We start from the raw sequence: 25,062 nt of genomic DNA, 5'->3' as shown, positions 1-25,062 counted from the left end.
GATGGAAGGTGGCCGGACATGTTCGATGCCGGCCGGTAAATTGTTGAGTTCGATTCAGGCGACTGCATACGCGGGATAGGCCGGCATGGCCTGGTCGCGCACATGGGGAATATCCAGCTGCCGCAGCTTGCGATAGAGCGAAGCACGGCACATCCCCAGTTGCCGCGAGGCGGCAGAGATGTTCCAGCGGCTGCCGTTCAAGGCAGCGATGACGCGTGTGCGCTCGTCCCGGTACGGATCGCCGGACGATGCAACGGGCAAGGGTTCTCCTTCTGCTTGTGACATCAGGGGACGGAGGTGGGCGGCGCGGCTGATCGGGTGGACCTGGGCCAGCGGCGCCGCCTGGAATTGCATCAATTCTTCGGGCAGGTCATGCAGCTCGATACGCCCCTCGTTCATCACCGCGCAGCTATAGCGGATCACCGCATGCATCTGGCGCAGGTTGCCCGGCCAGGGATAGGCCAGCAGGCGTTGCAGCGCGGCCGGTGCGATGACGTGCTCACCGGCTTGCTCATCCAGTTCATCGGCAATCATCTGCATGACCAGCGCGCGGCGGTCAGCCCGTTCGCGCAGGGCCGGCAGGCGCAGCACGCCACCGGCGATGCGGTAGTACAAGTCTTCGCGGAAACGGCCCTGCGCGATCAGCGTCTTCAGATCCTGATGGGTGGCGCAGATCAGCTGCACATCCACCGGCACCGGACGCATCGCGCCCAGCGGGATCACTTCACGCTCCGAGAGCACGCGCAAGAGGCGCGTCTGCAGGGCAAAGGGCATGTCGCCGATCTCGTCCAGGAACAGCGTGCCGCCATCGGCCTGCTGCACCTTGCCCTTCATGCCGCCCGGCAAGGCGCCGGAGAAGGCGCCCTTGCAGTAGCCGAACAGCTCGCTCTCGGCCAGGCTCTCGGGGATCGACGCACAGTTGACCGCGATCCAGGCCGCCTGGCGGCGCGCGCTGTAGTCATGCAGCGCGCGCGAGAGATATTCCTTGCCGGTACCGGTCTCGCCCAGGATCAGCACCGGGATGCCACGGTCGATCAGGCGCTTGCCGCGCTCGACCAGGTCGCGCATGACCGCGTCGCCGGCGGCGAGCAGGTCGATCTCGCGATAGCGGGGCGCATGGCGCTTGGAGGGAGAGGAAGAGGAACGGGCGGTCCGGACGTCACTGTCTGCCAAAGGTAGAGCTACCGTTTGTGTCGGCATGATGGTCTCCTGTCTAGAACTGCTTTTTTGTCGAACCCGCTTCCCGGGGAGCCGGCTCTTTATACGCGGGGCCAGGCTTTTGGCCGCCCCGGAGAGGTGTCGCAATGGCACATCTGCGGCAAAGAATAACGAGACACTCCGATGACTTCCAATACAATGTACAGACAGAATCATTACCTTGAAGGTATCAAATGATCGAGCTGAGACATCTCACCTATTTCCGCACCGTAGCAGAAACCCTGCATTTCGGCCGTGCTGCGGAGCTGTTGCATATCTCGCAACCGCCGCTCACACGGCAGATTGCAGCGCTGGAGCGGGAGCTGGGGGCGCAATTGTTCGACCGCAGCAAACGGGCCATCCAGCTGACCGCGGCCGGCAAATATTTTTATCGTGACACCACAGAAATTTTCAAGGCACTGGAGCGAGCAAAACGTAACGTCTCGTCATCGAGCACCGGCAAGAGCGGTGCCCTGAAGGTGGGATTCATGATGTCCACCGCCTATAACATCCTGCCCTCGGTGACGCGCCACTACTCGGCCGCCTATCCCGAGGTGGACATGCGCCTGACCGAATACGTCCCCAACCTGCTGGCCACCGATATCGAGGATGAGAAGGTGGACGTGGGCATCATGTACCGTCCCGAGGACTGCAGCCGGCTCGACAGCCATACGATCTTCGCCGAGCCCTTGCTGGCGGTGCTGCCACGCGATCATCGCCTGGCGGGCAAGGCGGCGATCTCGGCCGCCGAGCTGGCCGAGGATCCCTTCGTCAGCATCCCGCGCACGATTGCCCCGGTGGTGTTCGATCTCATCGTCGGCCACTGCCAGTCACGCGGCTTCCGCCCGCGCATCGTGCTGGAAGCCAACCTGCAGCAAACCATCGTCAATCTCGTGGGCGAAGGCCTGGGCGTGGCCATGGTGCCGACCTCGATGCAGGCCATGCACCTGGAGACCACCGTCTTCAAGCCGCTGATCGATGCGCCGATGGTGGAGGTCGCGGTGATCTGGAACAAGGAAAACAGCAACCCCTGCATCCGCACCTTTGCCGATACCGCCGTCGAGGTATGGCGCAAGTTGCGTCCGGCGCCGGGCAGCGCGCACATCTAGAATCACCCAGGGACAAAAAAGGCCCGGACGTCTCGACGTCCAGGCCATCAAGCCCCATGCGCCTCGGCTTCCACGCCCGGGCGCATGCGGTAAGCGAAGCGTATACCCGGCTGTCGGCCGTCAGCCGTCAGCCGTCAGCCAGCACAGCGCAGCGACAAGCCCCCATCCACGATCAGGTCCAGGCCCGTGATGTAGCGCGCATTGTCGGAGGCCAGGAACAGCGAGGCGTGCGCCACGTCCCAGGCATCGCCCATGAAGCCCATCGGGCATTGCGCATGGCGCTTGGCGCGCATGGCTTCGATATCGCCGCCATAGGAGGCCTTGAGCGGTTCGCGGATCATCGGCGTATCCATCAGGCCGGGCAGCACGCAATTGGCGCGGATGCCCATGGGCGCGTACTGCATCGCCACGTTCTTGGTGAAGGCCAGGATGGCCGCCTTGGTCGCCGTATAGCCCAGGTAAGGGAAGCCGATCCAGCGCAATGCCGCCAGCGAGGAAATGTTGACGATGGCGCCCTTCTTCTGCTTCTCCATGATGGGCAGCACATGCTTGTGGGTCAGGAACAGGCTGGTCTGGTTCACCGCCACCAGGCGGTTCCAGCTCTCTTCGCTGGTCTCCACCGGGCCACCGACTTCGGCGATGCCGACATTGTTGTGCAGCACGTCGACGCGGCCGAAGTGATCCATGGCGGCGTCGGCGATGGCCTTGACGTCGGCGCCTTTGGAGACGTCCGCAGCCAGCACCTCGCAGACACCCCCTTCGCTGCGGATGATCTCCTGCGTCTGCAACGCGGCCTCGATGCTGCGATCCACCGCCAGCACGCGCCCGCCCTCGCGCGCATACAAGGCGGCCGCGGCCTTGCCGTTACCCCATCCTTCGCCCACCGAACCTGCGCCGGTGACGATGATGACCTTGCCTTCCATGAGTTTGTTCATTGCGTGTTCCTCTCTCAGATATCCAGGACGCCGCCGGCGACGAAGCCGCCATCGACCGGGATCACGTGGCCGGTGATATAGGAGGATTCCTCCGAGGCCAGGAAGCTCACCGCCGAGGCGATCTCGTCGGTGGTGCCATAGCGGCGCATCGGCACCACGCGGTAATAGCTCTCGCGGGTCTGTTCCGAATGCATGGCCTGGGTCATGGGTGTATCGACCGGTCCGGGCGCGACGCTGTTGACGGTAATGCCGTACTGCGCCAGTTCGATGGCCATCTGGCGGGTCAGGCCGATGACGGCCGACTTCGAGGTGCCATAGGCGGTGCGACCGGCGCCGGCGCGAATGCCCGAGATCGAGGAGATGTTGACGATGCGGCCCCACTTCTGCCGCAGCATCATGCGCGCCGCATGCTGGCCGGCCAGCAGCACACCGGTGACGTTGACGTTCATGGTCTGCAGCCAGTTCTCCAGCGGATAGTCGAGGAAGGAATAGGTGCGCGCCACGCCGGCATTGTTGACCAGCACGTCGCAGCGCCCGTAGTCCTTGTCCACGTTGGCGAAGGCGGCGGCGATCGACTCCGGGTTGCCCAGGTCGATCTGGATCGGCGCGGCCCGGTGGCCCTCGGCCACCAGGGCGGCGGCAGTCTTGGCGGCAGCCTCCAGGTTGATGTCGGCCACCAGGACGGTGTGGCCGCTGGCAGCCAGTTGCTGCGAGATGCTGGCGCCGATACCCATGGCTCCGCCCGTCACGAGCGCCACGCGGGCGCCGCTATCATTGCGATTCATATTGTCTCCGTGGATGTTGGCGGCCCCGCGAGGAAGGGAGGGGGCCGCCGTTTTTCTAAGTCGTTAGCAGGTCAATCATTGAAACTCCGTGATCTCGCTCGCATGACCGGTGTGAGGGGATCAGAGGAAACCGATGGAAAGCCAGGGCACGAAGGCCACCACCAGCAGCGCCACCACCAGCGCCGCCAGATAGCCCCAGACCCGGTTGAAGACGCCGTCCGGCGATACCTTGCCGATGGCGCAGGCGGCATAGAAGCCCACGCCGAAAGGCGGTGCGAACAGGCCGATGCCCATGGCCAGGATCACCACCATGGCGTAGTGCACGTCATGCACGCCCAGCGAACGCGCCACCGGGAACAGCAGCGGGCCGAACAGGACGATGGCGGGAATGCCTTCCAGCAGGCTGCCCAGCACGATGAAGATGACGATGGTGATCAGCAGGAAGCCGGTGCCGCCACCCGGCACGCCTTGCATCAGCGCCACCAGCTTGGCCGAAAAGCCCGACTGCGTCAGCGCCCAGGCCATCGAGGTGGCCATGCCGATGATGAGCAGGATCGCGCCTGACAGGGCGGCCGATTCCACCAGCATGGGATAGAGACGCTTGAAGTTCAGGTGCTTCATGAACAGGTGCATGATCAGGCCGACCACCACCGTATAGGCCACGCCGATGGTGGCGACTTCGGTGGCCGTGGCCACGCCCTCGATGACCGCCACGCGGATCAGCATGGGCAAGGCCAGCGCGGGAATGGCGGCGACCAGGGTCTTCAGGATCAGCGACAGCGGTGCGCGCTTGACGTTGGGCATCGGTTCGCGACGGGCGCGCAGCCAGCACACCACGGCGATGGCGATGGTGGCAATGGCGGCCGGCATCAGGCCGCCGATGAACAGGGCCGTGATCGAGACGCTGCAGACCGCGCCAATGGTGATCAACACCAGGCTGGGCGGAATGGTCTCGGTCATGGCGCCGGACGACGACAGCAGCGCCACCAGTTCTTCCGGCTTGGAGCCGCGCTTCTTCATTTCGGGGAACAATGCCGGGGCAATCGCCGCCATGTCAGCGGCCTTGGAGCCGGAGATGCCCGACACCAGGAACATCGCGCCCAACAGCACGTATTGCAGGCCGCCACGCACATGGCCCAGCAGCGCGCCCATGAAATCGATCAGGGTCTTGGCCAGACCCGACATTTCCAGCAGCGAGCCCAGCAGCACGAACAGCGGCACCGACAGCAGGATCAGGCTGGACATGCCCTCATCCATGCGGCTGACCACGATCATCAGCGGCGCATTGGTGGCCAGCGCCAGGTAGGCCATGGTGGCGGTCCCGAAGGCAAAGGCGATGGGGATGCCACCGGCCACGCACACGCCGATCAGCAGCACGAAGAACACGATCAGGTTGTAGTTGCCCATGGCCAGCAGGGCCGGCTTGGCCAGCCACAGGCCGCCGCCGATCACGGCCACCACGGCCAGGGCCGAGAGCAGCAGGCGCAGCGAGCTGACCGCGGCCATGCGCGAGACCGCCGCCAGCAACATCAGGATGGCGCCCACCGGCAGAGCGGCGGCGCGCAATCCATCGGGAATTTCCAGGGCCGGCGTGGTGATGGCCATCTGCTCGACCGAGTGGTCCACCGCCGGGTGGATCACCATCAGGACGAAGATGCAGACCACCATCGCCGCCACCGTTTCGAGCCAGATGCGGCCCTTCTCGGAGCACTTGTTGATGATGGCAGTGAGCCGCATATGCTCGCCGCGATCCAGCGCCAGCACCGCGCCCAGCATGGACAGCCAGATGAAGAGGATGGAGGCCAGTTCATCGGACCACACCAGCGGGTCATGCAGGGCGTAGCGGTAGACGACGCCGGTCAACAGCACCGCCGTCTCGGCCAGCACGAGTGCCGCGGCGATCGCGCCCACCACATGCATGACCATGCGGTTGACGGCCACCAGCGCGCGCGCGGCCGGATTGGTATTTACCGGGGTGCGGTAAGTCATTGCAGCTTCCATCATCAAGCTCCAGCTAGGGTGAAGTCAGGGCAAGTCGGGGCAAGGCAAGTCAAGACGATCTGACCGGGGCGGCCAGCGCCGCCCCATGGCCAGACCCGGGCTCAGCCTCAGGCCAGCTTGCCGGTGTACTTCTCCAGCAGTGCCCAGGGCTCGTCGCCGAACTTCTTCTTCCACTCGGCGTAGAAACCGGCGCTGCGCAGCTTGGCACGGAAGGAATCGGCATCGGCATTGTTGAATGCCAGCCCCTTGCCCTTCATGTCATCGATCAGCGAGTCGTTGAGCTTGCGCACGTCGGCGCGCTGGTTCATGCCGGCCTCGTTGATGTTGCGGGTCATGATCTCCTGCAGATCCTTGGGCAGGCGCTCGAAGGACTTCTTGTTGCCCAGGAACCAGAAACCATCCCACATGTGGTTGGTGATGGAGCAGTACTTCTGCACTTCGTAGAGCTTGGCCGTGGAGATGATGGCCAGCGGGTTTTCCTGGCCTTCGACGATCTTGGTCTGCAGGGCGGAATAGACTTCGGCGAAGTTGATCGAGGTCGGGGCCGAATCGAAGGCCTTGAACATCGAAGTCCACAGCGGGCTGGGCGGCACGCGCAGCTTCATGCCCTTGAGATCATCGGCGGTCTTGATGGCCTTGCTGCTGTTGGTGATCTGGCGATAGCCGTTGTCCCAGATCTTCTCGAAGGCGAACAGGGTGGACTTGGCTTCGATCTGCTTGCGCACATGGGCGCCCAGCTCGCCATCCATGGCGGGCCAGACCTGGCTGTAATCCTTGAAGGCGAAGCCGATGCCCGAGATCTGCGCGGCCGGCACCAGGGTACCCAGGATCAGCGGCGAGAGCGTGAAGAAGTCGATCGCGCCGGCACGCACCTGCGAGAGCATGTCGGTGTCGGTGCCCAGCTGGTTGTTGGGATAGAGCTGCAGCTCGATGCGGCCCTTGGATTGCTCGGCGATGGCGGCCGCCATTTCCTTGGCGCGCGCATTCATCGGATGCGTCACCGGCAGGTTGTTGGCGTACTTGAAGGTGAACTCGGCCGCATGGGCGGAGGTACTGGCCAGACCTGTTGCAGCCGCCGCCGAGGCGACCGAGGCGGTCTTCAGAAAATGACGGCGCGTGATCTTGCCGGTGGAATGTCCCATCTGCTTGTCTCCTGTTTATCGTCTTTATGAAATTGCGCAATCCGGTGCTGCTACAACAAGATGCTGCGGATACTGGCGTGCAGCTCCCTGTCCCGGGAATGTCAACACTGCCCATGCCTTCATAGAGCAATTAGGATGCCAAGTCGCCGACGTGGCGTCGGCGAGCCGGACGGATCCCCATTGTCGTCGGCATTGCGCCTGTATTCTCTGCGATAAGGGCGGCCCTGTACAAGGGCAGAAGCGCCGCCGGCGGCAATTTATTTGATGCAATTTGAGGTCTCCATCATTTCACCGCAAACCCGCCGGGCCATGCGACACCTGTCGCATCCCTGTCCACCGACTGTCGCAGGTGTCGACAGGTGTACTGTCTGCCAGGCCGCAGGCATGACCATGCTGCGCCGCAGCGACTTACGTTAACGTCAAGTCGTGCTATCGTGGGCGCAACCGCGCTGGAGCCCGTGTGCTGCCGATGACGCCTGCCTGGCAGGAGGACGTTTGCTGACGTGTGGCACCGATATTGCATATTGCCCTGGCGTGAACCGGAGCCACCGCGCTCCATCGACCAAGTCTTACAAGGACACACCATGACTGCTACTGCATCCTCACCCTGCATTACCGGCTGGCATCACTCGCAATTCGGCAAGCTCGACGGCATCGATACGGAAGTGCTGATCGGCCAGGTCGCCAAGGCCGCCATCGAACACGCCGGCCTGCAACCGGAAGATATCGATTCCATCCACGTCGGCACCTTCAATGCCGGCTTCCTGTACCAGGACTTCCCCTCCTCGCTGGTCATGAACAGCCTGCCGCAATTGCGCTTCAAGCCGGCTACGCGCCTGGAGAATGCCTGCGCCACCGGCTCGGCGGCGATCCACTCGGGCCTGCAATCGATCAAGGCCGGCCAATCCAGGCACGTGCTGGTGATCGGTTTCGAGAAGATGACCGAGCTGGCCACGCCGCAGGTGGGCGAGGTGCTGCTCAAGGCCTGCTATGCCAAGGAAGAAGCGGGCATCCCCGGTGGCTTCGCCGGTGTGTTCGGCAAGATCGCGCAAAGCTATTTCGACCGCTTCGGCGACCAGTCCGATGCGCTGGCCATGATTGCCGCCAAGAATCACAAGAATGGCCTGTCCAATCCCTATGCCCACATGCGCAAGGATTTCGGTTTCGATTTCTGCCGCAATGTCTCGGAGAAGAATCCCTTCGTGGCCGGTCCCCTGAAGCGCACCGACTGCTCGCTGATCTCCGACGGCGCCGCCGCCCTGGTCATCAGCGCAGCCGACGTGGCCAAGTCCATGCCGCGTGCGGTGCAGTTCCGCGCGGCCGTGCACGTGAACGACTACCTGCCGCTGTCGCGCCGCGACCCGACCCGCTTCGAAGCCGCCGAACTGGCCTGGAAGAATGCCCTGGGCCAGGCGCGCCTATCCCTGAATGAGCTGTCGCTGGTGGAAACCCACGACTGCTTCACGGTAGCCGAACTGCTGGAATACGAAGCCATGGGCCTGGCCCCGCACGGCCAGGGCGCGCGCGTGATCGCCGAGGGCATCACCGCCAAGGATGGCAAGCTGCCGGTCAATCCTTCGGGCGGCCTGAAGTCCAAGGGTCACCCGGTGGGCGCCACCGGTGTCTCCATGCACGTGATGGCGGCCATGCAGGCGGCCCACGATGCGGGCGACATGCAGATCGCCAATGCGCGCTATGCGGGCGTGTTCAACATGGGTGGCGCGGCCGTGGCCAACTACGTGAGCATCCTGGAACGCGTGAGCTGATCGTCGCCGGCTGTCCGTTCGGCCTGGGCAGGCCCGGCTGGGCCGCTACCCAGGTCGAACGGACTTGAGAAGATCGACAAGAAGAACATAAAGAAGCACGCCAATTTCCATCAGAAAAATCGGGACGAGTGAGACGATGTTAAAGAAAGTCATGAACCTGGGCCGCCTGCTGTCGGACGTGGCGCGCCGCCATCCGGACGAGCCCGGCCTGATCCTGTGCCAGGCCGGTGACGCCGGCAGCGACAAGATCGTCACCTGGAAGCAGATCAACGACCGCGTCGATGCGCTGGCCCACGCCCTGACCAAACGGGGCGTGAAGAAGGGCGACAAGATGCTGGTCCATTCGCGCAACAACCAGCAGATCTTCGAAAGTGCCTGGGCTGCCTTCAAGCTGGGCGTAGTCTGGGTGCCGACCAACTTCCGCATCACGCCGCCCGAGGCGGCCTACCTGGGCCAGTCCAGCGGTGCCAGCGTGATGCTCTACGATCGCGGCTTCGCCCACTATGTCGACGCCGTCCGGGCCGCCTCCCCCGCCCTGGAACACGTGATCGCACTGGCCGACGCGCGGCCGGGCGAACTGGATTACGAGGCGCTGGTGGCCGAGGGTGAGCCGCAGCCCTTCCGCGAAGTGGAAGTCGACTACGAAGACCCGCTGTGGTTCTTCTACACCTCCGGCACTACCGGCCATCCCAAGGCGGGCATGCTCTCGCATGGCCAGATGGCCTTCGTGGTCACCAACCACCTGGCCGACCTGATGCCGGGCCTGAACCACCTGTCGCGCTCGCTGGTGGTGGCACCGCTCTCGCATGGAGCCGGCGTGCATGCGGTCATCAATACCGCGCGCGGCGCGGCCAGCATCCTGCTCTCCTCGGAGCGGCTGGTGGTCGAGGAAGCCTGGCAGCTGGTGGAGAAATACAAGGTGGATAACATGTTCACCGTCCCCACCATCGTCAAGATCCTGGTCGAGGATGCCTCGGTGGACCGCTACGATCACTCGTCGCTGAAGCACGTCATCTATGCCGGCGCGCCCATGTACCGCGCCGACCAGGTGTACGCGCTGAAAAAACTCGGCAAGGTACTGGTGCAGTACTACGGCCTGGGCGAGGTGACCGGCAACATTACCTTCCTGCCGCCCTACCTGCACTTCGACGATGACGCCCATCCGCAGGCGCGCGTGGGGACCTGCGGCATGCCACGCACCGGCATGCAGGTCGCCATCCTCAACGACGATGGCCAGGAGCTGGCGCCCTTCGAGACCGGCGAGATCTGCGTGCGCGGACCGGCCGTGTTCATGGGTTATCACAACAATCCCGAGGCCAATGCCAAGGCCTTCAAGCATGACTGGTTCCATACCGGCGACCTCGGCCATGTGGATGGCGACGGCTTCCTCTACATCACCGGACGTTCCTCGGACATGTACATCTCGGGTGGATCCAACGTCTATCCGCGCGAGATCGAGGAAGCGCTGCTGACCCATCCTGCGGTCTCCGAAGTGGCGGTGCTGGGCGTGCCCGACCCCAAGTGGGGCGAGAGCGGACTGGCGGTGATCGTCTGCAAGCCGGGGCAACAGGTCAGCAGCGACGCGCTGCTGGCGCACCTGGAGGAGCGCATCGGCAAGTACAAGTGGCCGCGCCGCTTCGTGTACTGGGACACCATGCCCAAGTCGGGCTACGGCAAGATCGTCAAGAAGCAGATCAAGGCCTTGCTGGAAGAACAGGGGGACTACCGGCTATGAAACTGTCGACCAAGCCCGCCGAGGCCGGCGCCGCTGGCACCGGCTTCGTGGCGGTGCGCAAGTTCCTGCATGCAGGCCAGCCAAGCTATCCGCGCACGCTGGACCTGGAGGCCGAACCGGCCGAGGAACTGCGCATCACGCTGCAGCCGGGCGCCCTGGTCGGCCCTGCCCTGCGCCGCGTGCTGGCCCGCTACGGCCAGCGTGGCGGTGTCGGGCGCCTGTGCGGCGGCACCGCGCGCCGCCTGCACTACCATCGCATCGAGACCACCGAGGACCCTGACCGTCCCTATGACTATGGCCCGCCCCATGTGCTGGAAGGCGTGATCAGCTTTGTCACCGGGGCCATCACGGTGGGCCAGAATGCCGATGGAAAAGTACTGCTGCATTGCCACTCAGGTTTTATCGATGGCGATGGCGCCCTCCACGGCGGCCATCTCCTGCTGGACACGGTGGAAGTGGGCGACGATCCGCTCATCATCCGCCTGTGCTTGTTCTCCCGGGGCGCCTTCGTCGTCAACAGCGATGAAGAGACGCACTTCAGTCTATTGCATCCGACACCCATGGAATGATGATGACTTCGCTCTCCAATGACACCACAGACACCACAGACAACACCGACGAACGCGACAACCACATCCACGTAGAACAGGGCCGACTAGGCAAGCTGGTCATGGCCCGTCTCAAACCCAACCAGGACATCACGGAAAGCGTGGAGGCACTGTGCCGCCAGCATGGCATGAAGACCGCCATCGTGCGCGGCGCCATCGGCAGCCTCATCGACGCCCACCTGCAATACGCCACCCCGGCCGGACTGCGCGAGATGGAAGTCAACGGCCCCGGCGTGGAAATCCTCAACGTCTTCGGCGAGATCGGTTTCTCCGACGACAAGTCCCCTCACCATCCGCTGCAGGGCGTGGTCGCCGACACCGACGGCAAGATCTTTGCCGGCCGCTTCGTGCGTGGTGCCAACCTGTCCTTCATCACCATCGAGATCACCCTGCAGGAATGGATCGCGGTGGAGCAGGCCGAGGCCGTGCCGGCCTGACATGAAAAAAATGCCGTTCAGTGCAACACTGAACGGCATTTTTCGATGAGGCAAGCCGGCTCCGGGAGCCGGATCAATCTCAGGAATGCAGCGACGATTCCGCTTCGGCTTCGATCGCGATTTCCGCACGGGCGGCTTCTGCCTCGCTCAACAAGCCACCTTCCCACTTGGCCACGACGGCCGAAGCGATCGAGTTGCCCACGGCGTTGGTGGCCGAACGACCCATGTCCAGGAAGGTATCGATACCCAGGATCACCAGCAGGCCCGCTTCGGGGATGTTGAACTGGTGCAGGGTCGCGGCGATCACCACCAGGGAGGCACGCGGCACGCCGGCGATACCCTTGGAGGTCAGCATCAGCACCAGCATCATGGTGATCTGGGTGGAGATGGGCATGTGGATGCCGTAGGCCTGGGCGATAAACAGCGTCGCGAAGGTGCAGTAGATCATCGAGCCGTCAAGGTTGAACGAATAACCCATGGGCATGACGAAGCTGGAGATCTTGCGCTTGACGCCGAAACGGTCCAGCGCATCCAGCAGCTTGGGGTAGGCCGCTTCCGAGCTTGCCGTGGCGAAGGCCAGCAGGAAGGCTTCCTTGATCAGGGCCAGCAGGTGGAAGATGCGCTTCTTCAGGAAGATGAAGCCCACGCCGATCAGCAGCACCCACAGCAGCACCAGCGACAGGTAGAAGTCGCGCATGAAGACGGCGAAGCTGACCAGGATGTCCAGGCCATTGACGGCCACCGTCGCGGCCATGGCGGCGAACACCGCCACCGGTGCGAACTTCATCACGTAACCGGTGATCTTGAGCATGGTGTGCGACAGGTCGTCGATCACGGCCAGCAGGGCCTTGCCGCGTTCGCCCAGCGAGGCCAGCGCGATGCCGAAGAACATCGAGAACACCACCACCTGCAGGATTTCATTCTGCGCCATGGCTTCGACCACCGACTTGGGCACCAGGTGGTTGAAGAATTCCTTGACGGTGAACTTGCTGGTGGCCAGGCCCGCACCGGCAGCGTCCGGCGACGGCAGCGCCACACCGGCACCCGGTTGCAGCAGGTTGGCCATGATCATGCCCAGCGCCAGCGACACCAGCGAGGCGATCAGGAACCACAGCAGCGACTTGCCGAAGATGCGGCCCACCGACTTGGCGTCACCCATGTGGGCGATACCGACCACCAGGGTCGAGAAGACCAGCGGCGCGATGACCATCTTGATCAGGCGCAGGAACAGGTCGGACGCGATCGAGACGTAGCCGGCCAGCTCCTTGGCATCGCCCTTTTCGTAGTGGGTGAAAATGAGATAACCGACCAGGATGCCCAGCAGCATGGCGGCAAAGATATAGGCGGCTTGTGGGATGCGTTTCTTCATGTGTTCTCCTGCCCTCGCTCGCCACCGGCACAACCGCCGATGAGAGGACGATGATGTAATGCTTGTTGCGCTGACGCCGGCCGGTGCAATGACAGGGACGTCGATGCCGTGGATTATTGGATCGCGACCGTTTCTGGTGAGAAACCCTGGCCGCTTTTTTCCCGTTGTGCGGAAAAAAGGACGAAGCTTATTGACTTATGCCCCCCGCCGTCAAGCCGGTTTGGATAAATGGGGACAAATTGCCCCGGGCGTAGTCAAATTGGCTACAAAAAAGCCCCGCAGAGCGGGGCTTCGTTGTACTGGCGGAAACTTCAGGGATGTCGAGGCGGCATCAATGCATCGTCAACAGGTCGTCAGCGGATCGTCAGGAATGCGCCTGCAGAGCGGCGTCCAGCAATTCGATCCAGTGTCGCACCGGGGTATCGGTACCCGATTGCAGGTGCGTCACGCAACCGATATTGCCGGTGACGATCATGTCGGGATCGGTGGCTTCCAGCTTGCTGATCTTGTTGTCGCGCAGGCGATAGGACAGCTCCGGTTGCAGGATGGAATAGGTACCGGCCGAGCCGCAGCACAGATGGCTGTCGGCGCACAGTTGCACGTCCACGCCGGCCGACTTGAGGATACCTTCGACCTTGCCGCGGATCTTCTGGCCGTGCTGCAGCGTGCAGGGAGGATGGTAGGCCACGCGCTTGCCATTGAAGTGCTGCAGCTTTTGCTGCAACTCCTGCTCGAACTCGGGCAGGATCTCGCTGATGTCGCGGGTCATCTGCGAAATGCAGCGCGCCTTCTCGGCATAGGCCGGATCGTGTTGCAGCAGGTGGCCGTATTCCTTGACGGTGACGCCGCAGCCCGAGGCATTCATGACGATGGTGTCGGCACGGATGCCGTCGCGCCCTTCGATGTAGGGCCACCAGGCATCGATGTTGCGACGCATGTCGTCCAGGCCGCCGTCCTGGTCATTCATGTGGAAGCGGATGGCGCCGCAGCAACCGGCCTTGGGCGGCGCAAACAGCTGCACGCCCAGTGCGTCGAGCACGCGTGCGGTGGCACTGTTGATGTTGGGCGACATGGAAGGCTGCACGCAGCCTTCCAGCAGCAGCATCTGGCGCGCATGGCTGCGGGTAGGCCAGCGACCGGCATCCTGTGCCGCCGGCACCTTGTTCTGCAGCAGCTTGGGCAAGAGCGGGCGCACCAGTTGGCCGACCTTCATGGCCGGACGGAAGATCCACTTGCGCGGCACCAGTTCTTTCAGGGCCGTGCGCATCACGCGTTGCGACAGCGGACGCGGCACCTGCTGCTCCACCACCTTGCGGCCGATATCGACCAGGCGCCCGTATTGCACACCCGACGGGCAGGTCGATTCGCAATTGCGGCAGGTCAGGCAGCGGTCCAGGTGCGATTGCGTGGCGGCCGTGGCCGGCTTGCCTTCGAGTACCTGCTTGATGAGGTAGATGCGGCCACGCGGGCCATCCAGTTCATCGCCCAGCAATTGGTAGGTCGGACAGGTCGCGGTACAGAAACCGCAATGCACGCAGGAGCGCAGGATGCTGTCGGCTTCCTCGCCGGCCTGGGTGTTGCGGATGAAATCGGCTAAGTTGGTCTGCATGAGAGATCGCTGGCTAGGTCGCTTACAGGCTGGCGTACAGGCGGCCGGGGTTGAACAGGCCGCGCGGGTCGAATTGCTGCTTGAGTTGGCGGTGGATCTTTTCCACCGAGGCTGACAGGGGATGGAATACGCCCACTGCCTTGTCGCCACCGCGATGCAGGCTGGCATGCCCGCCCACGGATTGCGCAGCAGCGCGCAGGGTGGCGGCATCGACGGCGCCGTCCGGACGCAACCAGCGTTGCGCCCCGCCCCACTCGATCAACTGGCGGCCGGGCAGGTCCAGCGGCGGCGCCACCGAGGGCAGCGACAGACGCCACAGCGGCTGCTCGGGCTGCGCGAAGAAGGCATGGCTCTGCTCGCGCAGGTCGCTCCAGAAATCATCGCCATTGGCCAGCTCGGTGCCACCCAGCTTCTTGATGGCCGCATCGACGGCGGCTTGCGCGCCGGACAGGCGGATGGTCAGCACATCGCTGGTCCAGGCACTGGCCACCAGCGGCAGCGGCTGGCCGGCACTCTGGTTCAGGAGGCGCAGCGCGCCTTCCTGGTTGATCTCGAAGACACGTGTGCTGCTGGCGAAGGGACGCGGCAAGACCTTCAGCGAGACCTGCAGGATCAGGCCCAGGGTCCCCAACGAGCCAGCCAGCAGGCGCGAGATATCGTAGCCGGCGACGTTCTTCATCACCTGTCCGCCGAAATGCAGTTCCTCGCCCTGGGCATCCATCAGCACGGCCCCCAGCACGAAGTCGCGCACCGCACCGGCACTGGCGCGCGCGGGACCGGACAGGCCGGCGGCCACCATGCCGCCGACGGTGGCGGCACCGCCAAAGCGGGGCGGCTCCCAGGCCAGCATCTGGTTGTGCTGCGCCAGGGCGGCGTCGATCTCGGAAAGCGGCGTGCCGCAGCGCGCAGTGATGACCAGCTCGGTCGGTTCATAGTCGATGATGCCGCTGTAGGCACGGGTGTCGAGCACCTCGCCGCGTGGCGCCTGGCCATACCAGTCCTTGGTGCCGGCGCCACGGATCTGCAGCGGACGGCCTTGCAGGATGCGTTCGCGGAAGGAGGCCAATACGGCACTCATGTCCTGTTGTTGTGCGTGGTCTTGCATGGTCAGAATCTCGGCAGATCGGGGAAGCGCATCTGGCCACGCTGCACGTGCATCTTGCCGTACTCGGCGCAGCGGTGCAGGGTGGGAATGGCCTTGTCCGGGTTGAGCAGGAAGGCGGTATCGAAGGCGCGCTTGAGCTTGAAGAAGGTCTCGCGCTCGGCCGGGGAGAACTGCACGCACATCGAGTTGATCTTCTCGATGCCCACGCCGTGTTCGCCGGTGATGGTACCGCCCACTTCCACGCACAGCTCCAGGATCTCGGCACCGAACAGTTCGGCGCGGTGGAATTCGTCGGCGATGTTGGCATCGAAGAGGATCAGCGGATGCAGGTTGCCGTCACCGGCATGGAAGACGTTGGCGCAGCGCAGGCCATACTTCTTTTCCATCTCGGCGATGCCCAGCAGCACTTGCGCCAGGTTCTTGCGCGGGATGGTGCCATCCATGCAGTAGTAGTCGGGCGAGATGCGGCCGGCGGCCGGGAAGGCATTCTTGCGGCCCGACCAGAAACGCAGGCGCTCGGCCTCGGACTGCGAACAGGCGATCGCCGTGGCGCCGCTGGCGTTGAGCACATCGGTCATGCGGCCGATCTCCTCTTCCACCTCTTCGACGGTGCCGTCGGATTCGCACAGCAGGATGGCTTCGGCATTGACGTCGTAACCGGCCTTCACGAAGGGCTCCACCATGCGCGAGCTGGTCTTGTCCATCATCTCCAGTCCGGCCGGAATGATGCCGGCGGCAATCACGTTGGCCACCGCATTGCCGCCCTTCACGACGTCATCGAAGGACGCCATGATCACGCGCGCGGCCTGCGGCTTGGGCACGAGCTTGACGGTCACCTCGGTGACCACGCCCAGCATGCCTTCCGAACCAATGAAGACGGCCAGCAGGTCCAGGCCCGGCGCATCCAGTGCGCCGCCGCCCAGCTCCACCACATCGCCTTCGCTGGTGACCATGCGCACGCGCAGCACGTTATGCACCGTCAGGCCGTACTTGAGGCAATGCACGCCGCCCGAGTTCTCGGCGACGTTGCCGCCGATGGTGCAGGCGATCTGCGAGGACGGGTCCGGCGCGTAATAGAGCCCATGGGGCGCGGCGGCTTCCGAGATGGCCAGGTTGCGCACGCCGGGCTGGACCACGGCGGTACGCGAATACTTGTCCATCTTGAGGATCTGATTGAACTTGGCCGTGGAGAGCACCACGCCATCGGCAATCGGCATGGCGCCACCCGACAGACCGGTACCGGCGCCGCGCGGCACGATCTGCACGCCCAGCGCATGGCAGGCCTTCATGATGGCGACCACCTGCGCCTCGTTCTCGGGCAGCACCACCACCATCGGCAATTGCCGGTAGGCGGCCAGGCCGTCGCATTCATAGGGGCGGGTGTCTTCTTCATCGAAGAGCACGCAATGCGCGGGCACGGCCCGGCGCAGGGCATCGACGACTTCGCGCTGGCGGGCCGGCGCGAAAGACGGTTGGGCGGGAGCATTCATGCTGGACCTCGGCGTTGGGCTAGGCAGGCGTGGATGTGCGGACGTCCCTGTTTGCGTCACGCTGCACGGATCGCACTGTCTCGTTCGTTATCGGCCCGCTCTGGACGGGCCTGTTCAATCCGACAAGTGTAACGAATTTTCCCTGGCCGCAAGGCGCAATTGTGCTGCAGTGCCCACTGAAAAGAATTTTCGGCCGCCGTGAATTATTTTCAGGGCGGCCGGTGTGGACGAGGCGCCAGCCTCAGGTGGGCTGTGCTTCAGATGTGGCGGAAGGCGTTCTGCATCCAGCTGATGAAGGTGTCGACCTCGGGGCGTTCGCGCACGGCGCGTTCGTAGACGACATAGTAGGCATGGGGCGGTGTGCGCAGGCGCACGTCGAAGAGTTCGACGATCTCACCCCGGGCCAGCAGCTCCTCGGCGAAATGCTGGCGCGTGAGGCCCACGCCGTAACCATGGCGCACCGCTTCCAGCAGCAGGCCCAGGTCATCCACGCGCAGGCCGGCGGACGGCTCGACCCAGTCCTTCAGACCGGCGGCCTCGAACCAGGGCTGCCAGGGCTCCAGCGCCGAGCGCAGCAGGGTCGCATGCTGCAGGTCGGCGGGCGAACGCATCGGCGGCAGGCTCTTGAGATAGGACGGGCTGGCCACCACAAAGGCGGGCTCCTCGAACAGTTTCTCGGTGACGATGTTGGGATAGTTGCCGGCGCCGAAGCGGATCTCGACATCGCTTTCCGACAGCGACAGGTCGTACAGCGGTACCGACAGGTAAAGCTCCACCACGATCTCGGGATGGCGCTGGGTGAAGTCGGCGATGCGCGGCATCAGCAGGTGGCGCGCGAAGGTCGGCGGCAACATCACCTTGATCTTGGGCTGCACCGCGGCGTTACGGTGCGGCATGGGGAAGTCGGTCAGGGTGCGCAGTGCCGAGCGCACCACGTCGAGGTAGCGGCGACCGAATTCGGACAGGCCGATGGAACGGCCGTCACGGTAGAACAGGCGCTCGCCGACGAATTCCTCCAGCAGGCGGATACGGTGCGACAGCGCCGAGGGCGTGATGCAAAGCTCTTCGGCCGCAATGGCGAAGGAATTGTGACGCGCGGCGGCTTCGAAGGCGGACAACGCGTGGACGGGCGGTAGGCGGGTGGCCATGGGTGGTGGATTCCTGCTGCTCTTGCTCAAGGGCGGGTGACCGCGGGTAACAAAAAAACCGACAACTCAGACGGGACGCTCAAACGGCACGCCCTGACGGGACAAACCGCGCGGACCGGCAGCGCCGGACCGCGCCAGACTCACTGTTCCCAGCGCAGGATCTTGCCCGGGTTCATGATGTTCTTCGGATCGAGGGCATGCTTGATGGCGCGCATCACGGCGATGGCGCCTTCGCCATGCTCCTGGATCAGGAAGTCCATCTTGTGCAGGCCCACGCCATGCTCGCCGGTGCAGGTGCCATCCATGTCCAGGGCGCGTGCCACCATGCGGGCATTGACGCCTTCGGCACGGGCGACGTCGGCCGGATCATTGGGATCGACCATCATCTGCACGTGGAAATTGCCGTCGCCGACGTGGCCGATGATGGCGTGGGTCAGGCCCTGCTCTTCGCAATCGGCCTTGGTGGCCAGCACGCACTCGGCCAGGCGCGAGATCGGCACGCAGCAATCGGTGGAGATGGCGCGCGCGCCCGGGCGCAGCTGCAGCAGCGCGAAATAGGCGTTGTGACGGGCAGTCCACAGGCGGGTGCGGTCTTCCGGGCGGGTGGCCCATTCGAAGCCCAGGGCGTGGTTCTCGTTGGCGAGGTCCTGGACCAGCTCGGCCTGTTCCTTGACGCCGTTCTCGCTGCCATGGAATTCGAACAGCAGCAGCGGATTGACCGGCAGGGTCAGCTTGTCGTGGGCGTTGATGGCGCGCACGCCGTTTTCATCGAGCAGCTCCACACGCGCCAGCGGCACCCCCATCTGGATGGTCTGGATGACGGTATTGACCGCATCGGCCACGCTGGGGAAGGAGCAGATCGCCGCCGAGATCGCCTCGGGCTGCGGATAGAGGCGCACGGTCACTTCGGTGATGATGCCCAGGGTGCCTTCGCTGCCCACGTAGACGCGGGTCAGGTCGTAGCCGGCCGAGGATTTCTTGGCGCGGGTACCGGTCTTGATGATCTTGCCCTCGGCGGTGACCACCGTCAGGGTCAGGGTGTTTTCCTTCATCGTGCCGTAGCGCACGGCATTGGTGCCGGAGGCGCGGGTCGAAGCCATGCCGCCCAGCGAGGCGTCGGCGCCCGGGTCGATGGGGAAGAACAGGCCCGTGTCCTTGATCTCCAGGTTCAGCTGCTTGCGGGTCACGCCGGCCTGGACAGTCGCGGTCAGGTCTTCGGCATTCACGGCCAGCACCTGGTTCATCTGCGACAGGTCCACCGTCACGCCGCCCTGCAGGGCCAGCACGTGGCCTTCCAGCGAGGTGCCGGTGCCGTAGGGGATGATCGGGGTGTCGTAGCGGCTGCAGGCCTGGACGAAGGCGGCGACTTCCTCGGTACTGTGGGCGAAGACCACGGCATCGGGCAGCATCGGGTCATACGAGGACTCGTCGCGACCGTGGTGCTCGCGCATGGCCAGCGAGGTCGAGAAGCGCTCGCCGAACAGGGCTTGCAGTTCGTCGAGCAGGGCTTGGGGGACGGGGCGTTTCAGTTTCCGGGCATCAACTAGGTGATTCATGCTGTTCTCTCAGGTCTCCGTGGGTTCTCGCATCCCTGTTGTCTGTCTTGTGGGATGGGACGCAATGCAGGACATCGGCGGGCAGTGGAGCGGCAACCCCCGCCACTCCAGTGGACTGACCACTGATTCAACTGATGAATTTTACTCTCTTGCGGCGAAGTGGATGGCCAAATCTCCCATACCGTTCATAGCGGACCGGTGATGCAAGTGAATAATTTACGCATGATTACCTATTGCTGCACCGGGCTTGCAGGGAGTTGCCCTGTGCGCCCTGCCCGTTTAAGCTCGCGCAGTTCAACAAGGAGCAATGATGGGACACCGACTTTCGAAGATCGCCACCCGTACCGGCGACGACGGCAGCACCGGCCTGGGCGATGGCAGCCGGGTGGGCAAGGACAACCTGCGCATCCAGGCGCTGGGCGATGTGGATGAACTCAATTCACAACTGGGCCTGCTGTTGTGCGAGACGCTGCCCGAGGCATTGCGCGAGGAGCTGGTCTCGATCCAGCATGATCTCTTCGACCTGGGCGGCGAGCTGTGCATCCCCGGTTATGTGGTGCTGGGCGATGCGCACCTGGCGCGCGTGGATGCCCTGCTGGAAAAATACAACGCCACCCTGCCGCCGCTGAAGGAATTCATCCTCCCCGGCGGCGCCCGCACGGCTGCGCTGGCGCATGTGTGTCGCACGGTATGCCGGCGCGCCGAGCGCAGCGTGGTCATGCTGGAGAAGGCCGAGGCCGGCGTGAATGCGCCGGCACGCCAGTATCTCAATCGCCTCTCCGACCTGTGCTTCGTGCTGGCGCGGGTACTTAATCGCGAGGCGGGTGGGCAGGATGTGCTGTGGCAGAAGGGGCGGGAGCGCTGACGGAAAGGTTTAGAGGCGGCGCGTATCCGCACCACGCGCCGTACCGGTGGCCATGCGCATGAAAGCATCGAAGGCGCGGTCCGACAGCAGCCGCCGGATGAAGATCATCGGCTTTGCCCCAAAACCAACGGCGTAGCGCGTCCTGGGCCGACGCGCGCTCACGGCCTTGCCGATGGTCTCGGCAATCAATTCCGGTGGGGATTGCCGCTTCCGGCTGGATTCGCCGATCATGGCCTCGGCCATTGCCGCTGCCTGGCTGGCGTAAGCCCCTTTGCCGGAAACCTCCTGCAGCTTGTTGGCGGCGATGCCAGCCCATTCGGTCTTGATACCGCCCGGCTCGATCACGACGACGTCAATGCCGAACGGCTGCACTTCCAGACGCAGGCAATCGCTGATGGCTTCCAAGGCGAATTTCGTGCCGTGATACCAAGCCCCCAGGGGCGTGTAGATCTTTCCTCCCATGGAGGTGATGTTCACGACGGTCCCGCGGCGTTGCGAGCGCATGTGCGGTAGCACGAGTTGCGTCAGGCGTACGGCACCGAAGACGTTCACGTCGAATTGGGCGCGCGCCTCGGCAAGAGAGACGTCCTCGACCGCACCATACGAGCCATAGCCAGCGTTATTCACCAGAACGTCGATGCGGCCCGAGTTGGCGATGATTTCATCGATGGCGGCCTGCATCGTTACGTCATCGGTCACATCCATGGCGAGTACATGGATACCTGCGTTCGCAAGTGCACGCATGCGCTCGACACGACGCGCAGCGGCGAACACGGTATAGCCCAGGGCCTTCAATTCGAGCGCGGTGGCTTCGCCGATGCCGGAAGACGCGCCGGTTACAAGAGCAACTTTGATGTTCATGGGATGGAATGAAATAAATGGTTGTCGGGAGAGAATGCCGGTCCAGGACGATGTCCTGTACCCAGGCACTTTACGCAGCCAAGGACGACGCATCGCTAGCCAACTGCGCCACACTCCAGGCCAACGGCGCCATCACGCCTTCCATGTTCAATTCATCCGCAACGGATGCCGGGCGCTGTCCGGCGTCTCGCCGGTCCAGTCCATGAAGGCACGGTAAAAGGAATTGGGATCTTCAAAACCCAACAAGAAGGCGATTTCCCCGCCCGACAGGCTGGTGTTTCCCAGGTAGTGGCGAGCCAGGCTCTCCCGCGTCCCGTTGAGCAATGCGCGGAAATTCTCGCCTTCATCCTCGAGTCGGCGCTGCAATGTGCGTTTGCTCATTGCAAGGCGTTCTGCGGTCTTTTCAATGGTCGCGCCATTGCCGGGCAGGAGCTCCAACAGGACCGCGCGAACACGTTCGGCCGTCGTCGATGTGGCATCGAGTTCGCTGAGGCGCCGGCGTAGCTCGGGCTCGAAGACTCTCCACATGCCAGCGTTGGCGGTCAGAAACGGGCGCAACGCATCGACGGCCGAGAATGTAATGCTCGGCACGGAACCGTATTGGACGGGTACGCCAAAGAAGCGCTCATACCGGCGAAGAAAGCGATCTGGCGGCAGCACGGGCAAGCTCACGCGCAGAGCGCTGATGGGTTCACGTAGCGCCAGCCGCCCCAATCGCAGAAAGAAACCGATCTCGGCAACCTGCAGGGAATACGGTACCTCGGTGTGGACCGACAGCCAGCGCGGCGATACCGTGAGCTCACCGGCACGCCCTGATGCCACGTCAAGGCACATGGGTGCGACCAGCTGCTTGTATTTCGCCAGGCGCTGCACCGCCTGCATCAGGTTCGCACTGCAGAGCGCAGCGAACAGCGGGGGGGAAAATGCGTCGACAGATACCGTCTCAACGATACGCAACGCGAACATCGGGTCATCAGCCTCCGCCTCGAGCGCTCTCCAAAAGCGAAAGTAAGCCTCGGTGGAAAGACCCGTCTCTTGACGGACAAACATATCCTCCGGGAGACCTGCCCTACGCAGGACATGCCCTGGCTCGTAGCCCATGTCCTTCAACAATGCCCGCCAACCGATATCCAACGAAAATGTGAGCTTGCCTGCCATCAATGAATCTCCTCCGCCTGCATCATTTGTTCCGCAGGAACACAACGGCGGTGGCCAGTTTAAATGCAGCGCATGCAGGCAATCATGCAGGACACGCCAATTCATCGGCAATATGTGCCAGCAGCACCTGAGTTCGCCCGCTGATCCCCCGTTGGCACGCCTTGAGCGCAAACGTCCTGTCTCGATCGGAGTCAAGCCACGAGACAGGCGGGCATCCAATGTAAAACGCCCCGCGTAGATACGCGGGGCGTTTTGTTATTTCCGGCCGGTGATGTCCTTAGTCTTGCATGGGCAAAAACTAATCTCGATAGACTCAGCCGTTGTTGACCACCAAACGCGGCTGGTCCTTGCCGAAGCGCTGCACGATGGACTCGGCGATACCGCCTGCGTCCAGGCCGCATTGCGCCAGCAACTGATTCACGTCGCCATGATCGATGAAGCGGTCTGGCAGGCCCAGGTGCAGCACCGGCTTGTTGATGCCGGCCGCCGCCAGTGCCTCGGAGACGGCCGCACCGGCGCCGCCCATGATGCAGCCCTCTTCCACCGTCACCAGTGCATCGTGCGAAGCAGCCAGTTGCTTGACCAGTTCCACGTCCAACGGCTTGATGAAGCGCATGTTGGCGACCGTGGCATTGAGCTTCTCGCCCGCGCCCAGAGCCGGGGCCAGCATGCTGCCGAAGGCCAGGATGGCGACATCCTTGCCGTTGCGGCGGATCTCGCCACGACCCAGGGGCAGGGTGTCCAGCGTCTTGTCCACGGCGGCACCGACGCCGGCGCCACGCGGGTAACGCACCGCCGCCGGTCCCGGATACTGGTAGGCGGTGGAGAGCATCTTGCGGCACTCGTCCTCGTCGGCGGCAGCCATCACCACCATGTTGGGAATACAGCGCAGGAAGGCCAGGTCGTAGTTGCCGGCGTGGGTGGCACCATCGGCGCCGACCAGGCCGGCGCGATCCAGCGCGAAGGTCACGTCCAGGTTCTGCAGGGCCACGTCGTGGATCAGCTGGTCGTAGGCGCGTTGCAGGAAGGTCGAGTAGATCGCCACCACCGGCTTCATGCCTTCACAGGCCAGGCCGGCGGCGAATGTCACCGCGTGCTGCTCGGCGATGCCCACGTCGTAGTAGCGCTTGGGGAATTTCTTTTCGAAGGCCACCATGCCCGAGCCTTCGCGCATGGCCGGAGTGATGCCCACCAGCTTCTCGTCGGCAGCGCCCATGTCGCACAGCCACTCGCCGAAGACCTGGGTATAGGTCTGCTTGCCGCCGGCGCTGGGCTTGATGCCTTCGCTGGGATTGAACTTGCCGGGACCGTGGTAGAGCACCGGGTCGGCCTCGGCCAGCTTGTAGCCCTGGCCCTTCTTGGTGACCACGTGCAGGAACTGCGGGCCCTTCAGGTGCTTCAGGTTCTGCAGGGTGGGGATCAGCGAATCGAGGTCGTGGCCGTCGATGGGGCCGATGTAGTTGAAGCCGAATTCCTCGAACATGGTGGCCGGGACCACCATGCCCTTGGCATGCTCTTCCAGGCGCTTGGCCAGCTCCAGCACGGGACCGGGCAGCACCGACTTGCCCACGTCACGTGCCTTGGCGTAGAACTTGCCTGACATCAGGCGTGCCAGGTAGCGGTTCAGCGCGCCCACCGGCGGCGAGATCGACATGTCGTTGTCGTTGAGGATGACCAGCAGGTTGATGTCATCGTGCACGCCCGCATTGTTGAGCGCTTCGAAGGCCATGCCGGCGGTCATGGCGCCATCGCCGATGACGGCAATGGCGTGACGGTCGGAGCCTTGCGTCTTCGCGCCCAGGGCCATGCCCAGCGCTGCCGAGATCGAGGTCGAGGAGTGCGCGGTGCCGAAGGTGTCGTATTGGCTCTCGACCCGGCGCGGGAAGCCCGAGATGCCTTCCTGCTGACGCAGCGTGCCCATGCGGTCGCGGCGGCCGGTGAGGATCTTGTGCGGATAGGTCTGGTGGCCGACATCCCAGACGATGCGGTCCTCAGGCGTATTGAAGACGTAGTGCAGCGCGATGGTCAATTCCACCGTGCCCAGGTTGGACGAGAGGTGGCCGCCGGTCTTGGACACCGCGTCCAGCAGGAAGCCGCGCAACTCCTCGGCCAGCGGCTTGAGTTGATGGCGGGACAGGCGGCGCAGGTCGGCCGGATCGTTGATGGTATTGAGCAGCATCTGTTGT

The 25,062-nt window shown here is 63.9% G+C and carries 20 protein-coding genes; 6 read left to right on the top strand and 14 right to left on the bottom strand.

Annotated elements, in window-relative coordinates:
• Positions 1 to 54 precede the first annotated feature (54 nt).
• The gene (locus tag ACIPHN_RS11320; RefSeq protein WP_400436148.1) at positions 55 to 1,200 is read right to left on the bottom strand and encodes a sigma-54-dependent Fis family transcriptional regulator; all 1,146 of its coding nucleotides are present in this window, start codon (positions 1,198 to 1,200) and stop codon (positions 55 to 57) included.
• Positions 1,201 to 1,391: 191 nt separating this feature from the next.
• Here ACIPHN_RS11320 and ACIPHN_RS11315 point away from each other — a divergent pair, with 191 nt between their 5' ends.
• A complete protein-coding gene (locus ACIPHN_RS11315) occupies positions 1,392 to 2,306 on the top strand; it encodes a LysR family transcriptional regulator (protein ID WP_400436146.1) in 915 nt (304 codons plus the stop codon).
• A 134-nt stretch (positions 2,307 to 2,440) separates the two neighbouring features.
• Here the strand turns inward: ACIPHN_RS11315 and ACIPHN_RS11310 are convergent, their stop codons facing one another.
• From ACIPHN_RS11310 to ACIPHN_RS11295, 4 genes are all read right to left on the bottom strand, one after another.
• Positions 2,441 to 3,241 (bottom strand): SDR family NAD(P)-dependent oxidoreductase, encoded by an 801-nt coding sequence (locus tag ACIPHN_RS11310; RefSeq protein ID WP_400436145.1) that lies wholly within the window; start codon positions 3,239 to 3,241, stop codon positions 2,441 to 2,443.
• 14 nt (positions 3,242 to 3,255) lie between these two features.
• Positions 3,256 to 4,026: an SDR family NAD(P)-dependent oxidoreductase gene (locus ACIPHN_RS11305; RefSeq protein ID WP_400436143.1), complete on the bottom strand. Its 771-nt coding sequence runs from the start codon at positions 4,024 to 4,026 to the stop codon at positions 3,256 to 3,258.
• A gap of 120 nt (positions 4,027 to 4,146) precedes the next feature.
• The gene (locus ACIPHN_RS11300; RefSeq protein WP_400436142.1) at positions 4,147 to 6,030 is read right to left on the bottom strand and encodes a TRAP transporter large permease subunit; all 1,884 of its coding nucleotides are present in this window, start codon (positions 6,028 to 6,030) and stop codon (positions 4,147 to 4,149) included.
• 104 nt (positions 6,031 to 6,134) lie between these two features.
• Positions 6,135 to 7,169, bottom strand: coding sequence for a TRAP transporter substrate-binding protein (locus ACIPHN_RS11295; RefSeq protein WP_400436140.1), 1,035 nt, complete (start codon positions 7,167 to 7,169; stop codon positions 6,135 to 6,137).
• Positions 7,170 to 7,753: 584 nt separating this feature from the next.
• Between ACIPHN_RS11295 and ACIPHN_RS11290 the strand changes: the two genes are divergently transcribed.
• The 4 genes from ACIPHN_RS11290 to ACIPHN_RS11275 all read left to right on the top strand — a co-directional run bounded on the left by ACIPHN_RS11290 (position 7,754) and on the right by ACIPHN_RS11275 (position 11,715).
• Positions 7,754 to 8,935: an acetyl-CoA acetyltransferase gene (locus ACIPHN_RS11290; protein ID WP_400436139.1), complete on the top strand. Its 1,182-nt coding sequence runs from the start codon at positions 7,754 to 7,756 to the stop codon at positions 8,933 to 8,935.
• 118 nt (positions 8,936 to 9,053) lie between these two features.
• Complete coding sequence (locus tag ACIPHN_RS11285; RefSeq protein ID WP_400436464.1) at positions 9,054 to 10,670, top strand: acyl-CoA synthetase; 1,617 nt, start codon at positions 9,054 to 9,056, stop codon at positions 10,668 to 10,670.
• Positions 10,667 to 11,239, top strand: coding sequence for a hypothetical protein (locus ACIPHN_RS11280; protein ID WP_400436137.1), 573 nt, complete (start codon positions 10,667 to 10,669; stop codon positions 11,237 to 11,239). The genes ACIPHN_RS11285 and ACIPHN_RS11280 overlap by 4 nt, the downstream gene beginning before the upstream one ends.
• A 2-nt stretch (positions 11,240 to 11,241) precedes the next feature.
• A complete protein-coding gene (locus ACIPHN_RS11275; protein WP_400436135.1) occupies positions 11,242 to 11,715 on the top strand; it encodes a PPC domain-containing DNA-binding protein in 474 nt (157 codons plus the stop codon).
• A 79-nt stretch (positions 11,716 to 11,794) separates the two neighbouring features.
• Here ACIPHN_RS11275 and ACIPHN_RS11270 read toward each other — a convergent pair whose 3' ends face one another.
• The 6 genes from ACIPHN_RS11270 to ACIPHN_RS11245 form a co-directional block, all read right to left on the bottom strand.
• Positions 11,795 to 13,084: a dicarboxylate/amino acid:cation symporter gene (locus ACIPHN_RS11270; RefSeq protein ID WP_400436134.1), complete on the bottom strand. Its 1,290-nt coding sequence runs from the start codon at positions 13,082 to 13,084 to the stop codon at positions 11,795 to 11,797.
• A gap of 364 nt (positions 13,085 to 13,448) precedes the next feature.
• Positions 13,449 to 14,693 (bottom strand): glycolate oxidase subunit GlcF, encoded by a 1,245-nt coding sequence (gene glcF, locus ACIPHN_RS11265; protein ID WP_400436132.1) that lies wholly within the window; start codon positions 14,691 to 14,693, stop codon positions 13,449 to 13,451.
• A gap of 22 nt (positions 14,694 to 14,715) precedes the next feature.
• On the bottom strand, positions 14,716 to 15,798 hold the full coding sequence (gene glcE, locus ACIPHN_RS11260; RefSeq protein WP_400436131.1) for a glycolate oxidase subunit GlcE: 1,083 nt from the start codon (positions 15,796 to 15,798) through the stop codon (positions 14,716 to 14,718).
• A gap of 2 nt (positions 15,799 to 15,800) precedes the next feature.
• Positions 15,801 to 17,288 (bottom strand): FAD-linked oxidase C-terminal domain-containing protein, encoded by a 1,488-nt coding sequence (locus ACIPHN_RS11255; RefSeq protein ID WP_400436129.1) that lies wholly within the window; start codon positions 17,286 to 17,288, stop codon positions 15,801 to 15,803.
• A gap of 257 nt (positions 17,289 to 17,545) precedes the next feature.
• A complete protein-coding gene (locus ACIPHN_RS11250) occupies positions 17,546 to 18,436 on the bottom strand; it encodes a LysR substrate-binding domain-containing protein (protein ID WP_400436128.1) in 891 nt (296 codons plus the stop codon).
• A 140-nt stretch (positions 18,437 to 18,576) separates the two neighbouring features.
• On the bottom strand, positions 18,577 to 19,992 hold the full coding sequence (locus ACIPHN_RS11245; protein WP_400436126.1) for an FAD-binding oxidoreductase: 1,416 nt from the start codon (positions 19,990 to 19,992) through the stop codon (positions 18,577 to 18,579).
• 310 nt (positions 19,993 to 20,302) lie between these two features.
• On the opposite strand from ACIPHN_RS11245, the gene ACIPHN_RS11240 reads away from it, so the two are divergent.
• Positions 20,303 to 20,857: a cob(I)yrinic acid a,c-diamide adenosyltransferase gene (locus ACIPHN_RS11240; protein WP_400436124.1), complete on the top strand. Its 555-nt coding sequence runs from the start codon at positions 20,303 to 20,305 to the stop codon at positions 20,855 to 20,857.
• Positions 20,858 to 20,866: 9 nt separating this feature from the next.
• On the opposite strand, the gene ACIPHN_RS11235 is transcribed toward ACIPHN_RS11240, so the two are convergent.
• From ACIPHN_RS11235 to dxs, 3 genes are all read right to left on the bottom strand, one after another.
• Positions 20,867 to 21,718, bottom strand: coding sequence for an oxidoreductase (locus ACIPHN_RS11235; protein ID WP_400436122.1), 852 nt, complete (start codon positions 21,716 to 21,718; stop codon positions 20,867 to 20,869).
• Positions 21,719 to 21,865: 147 nt separating this feature from the next.
• Entirely contained in the window at positions 21,866 to 22,876 is a 1,011-nt protein-coding gene (locus tag ACIPHN_RS11230) for an AraC family transcriptional regulator (RefSeq protein WP_400436120.1), read from the bottom strand.
• Positions 22,877 to 23,189: 313 nt separating this feature from the next.
• Complete coding sequence (gene dxs, locus ACIPHN_RS11225) at positions 23,190 to 25,055, bottom strand: 1-deoxy-D-xylulose-5-phosphate synthase (protein ID WP_400436119.1); 1,866 nt, start codon at positions 25,053 to 25,055, stop codon at positions 23,190 to 23,192.
• Between the last annotated feature and the right edge of the window lie 7 nt (positions 25,056 to 25,062).

It is taken from the genome of Herbaspirillum sp. NPDC087042, from assembly GCF_044745245.1.
In the GTDB taxonomy this organism is placed as follows: Bacteria; Pseudomonadota; Gammaproteobacteria; order Burkholderiales; family Burkholderiaceae_D; genus Herbaspirillum.
This window is presented reverse-complemented; position numbering and strand designations above follow the sequence as displayed.

Bases quoted from the DNA above. Each gene is read 5' to 3' on its own strand.
- ACIPHN_RS11320 (WP_400436148.1), bottom strand. From the start codon at position 1,200: ATGCCGACACAAACGGTAGCTCTACCTTTGGCAGACAGTGACGTCCGG.
- ACIPHN_RS11315 (WP_400436146.1), top strand. From the start codon at position 1,392: ATGATCGAGCTGAGACATCTCACCTATTTCCGCACCGTAGCAGAAACC.
- ACIPHN_RS11310 (WP_400436145.1), bottom strand. From the start codon at position 3,241: ATGAACAAACTCATGGAAGGCAAGGTCATCATCGTCACCGGCGCAGGT.
- ACIPHN_RS11305 (WP_400436143.1), bottom strand. From the start codon at position 4,026: ATGAATCGCAATGATAGCGGCGCCCGCGTGGCGCTCGTGACGGGCGGA.
- ACIPHN_RS11300 (WP_400436142.1), bottom strand. From the start codon at position 6,030: ATGATGGAAGCTGCAATGACTTACCGCACCCCGGTAAATACCAATCCG.
- ACIPHN_RS11295 (WP_400436140.1), bottom strand. From the start codon at position 7,169: ATGGGACATTCCACCGGCAAGATCACGCGCCGTCATTTTCTGAAGACC.
- ACIPHN_RS11290 (WP_400436139.1), top strand. From the start codon at position 7,754: ATGACTGCTACTGCATCCTCACCCTGCATTACCGGCTGGCATCACTCG.
- ACIPHN_RS11280 (WP_400436137.1), top strand. From the start codon at position 10,667: ATGAAACTGTCGACCAAGCCCGCCGAGGCCGGCGCCGCTGGCACCGGC.
- ACIPHN_RS11275 (WP_400436135.1), top strand. From the start codon at position 11,242: ATGACTTCGCTCTCCAATGACACCACAGACACCACAGACAACACCGAC.
- ACIPHN_RS11270 (WP_400436134.1), bottom strand. From the start codon at position 13,084: ATGAAGAAACGCATCCCACAAGCCGCCTATATCTTTGCCGCCATGCTG.
- glcF (WP_400436132.1), bottom strand. From the start codon at position 14,693: ATGCAGACCAACTTAGCCGATTTCATCCGCAACACCCAGGCCGGCGAG.
- glcE (WP_400436131.1), bottom strand. From the start codon at position 15,798: ATGCAAGACCACGCACAACAACAGGACATGAGTGCCGTATTGGCCTCC.
- ACIPHN_RS11255 (WP_400436129.1), bottom strand. From the start codon at position 17,288: ATGAATGCTCCCGCCCAACCGTCTTTCGCGCCGGCCCGCCAGCGCGAA.
- ACIPHN_RS11250 (WP_400436128.1), bottom strand. From the start codon at position 18,436: ATGGCCACCCGCCTACCGCCCGTCCACGCGTTGTCCGCCTTCGAAGCC.
- ACIPHN_RS11245 (WP_400436126.1), bottom strand. From the start codon at position 19,992: ATGAATCACCTAGTTGATGCCCGGAAACTGAAACGCCCCGTCCCCCAA.
- ACIPHN_RS11240 (WP_400436124.1), top strand. From the start codon at position 20,303: ATGGGACACCGACTTTCGAAGATCGCCACCCGTACCGGCGACGACGGC.
- ACIPHN_RS11235 (WP_400436122.1), bottom strand. From the start codon at position 21,718: ATGAACATCAAAGTTGCTCTTGTAACCGGCGCGTCTTCCGGCATCGGC.
- ACIPHN_RS11230 (WP_400436120.1), bottom strand. From the start codon at position 22,876: ATGGCAGGCAAGCTCACATTTTCGTTGGATATCGGTTGGCGGGCATTG.
- dxs (WP_400436119.1), bottom strand. From the start codon at position 25,055: ATGCTGCTCAATACCATCAACGATCCGGCCGACCTGCGCCGCCTGTCC.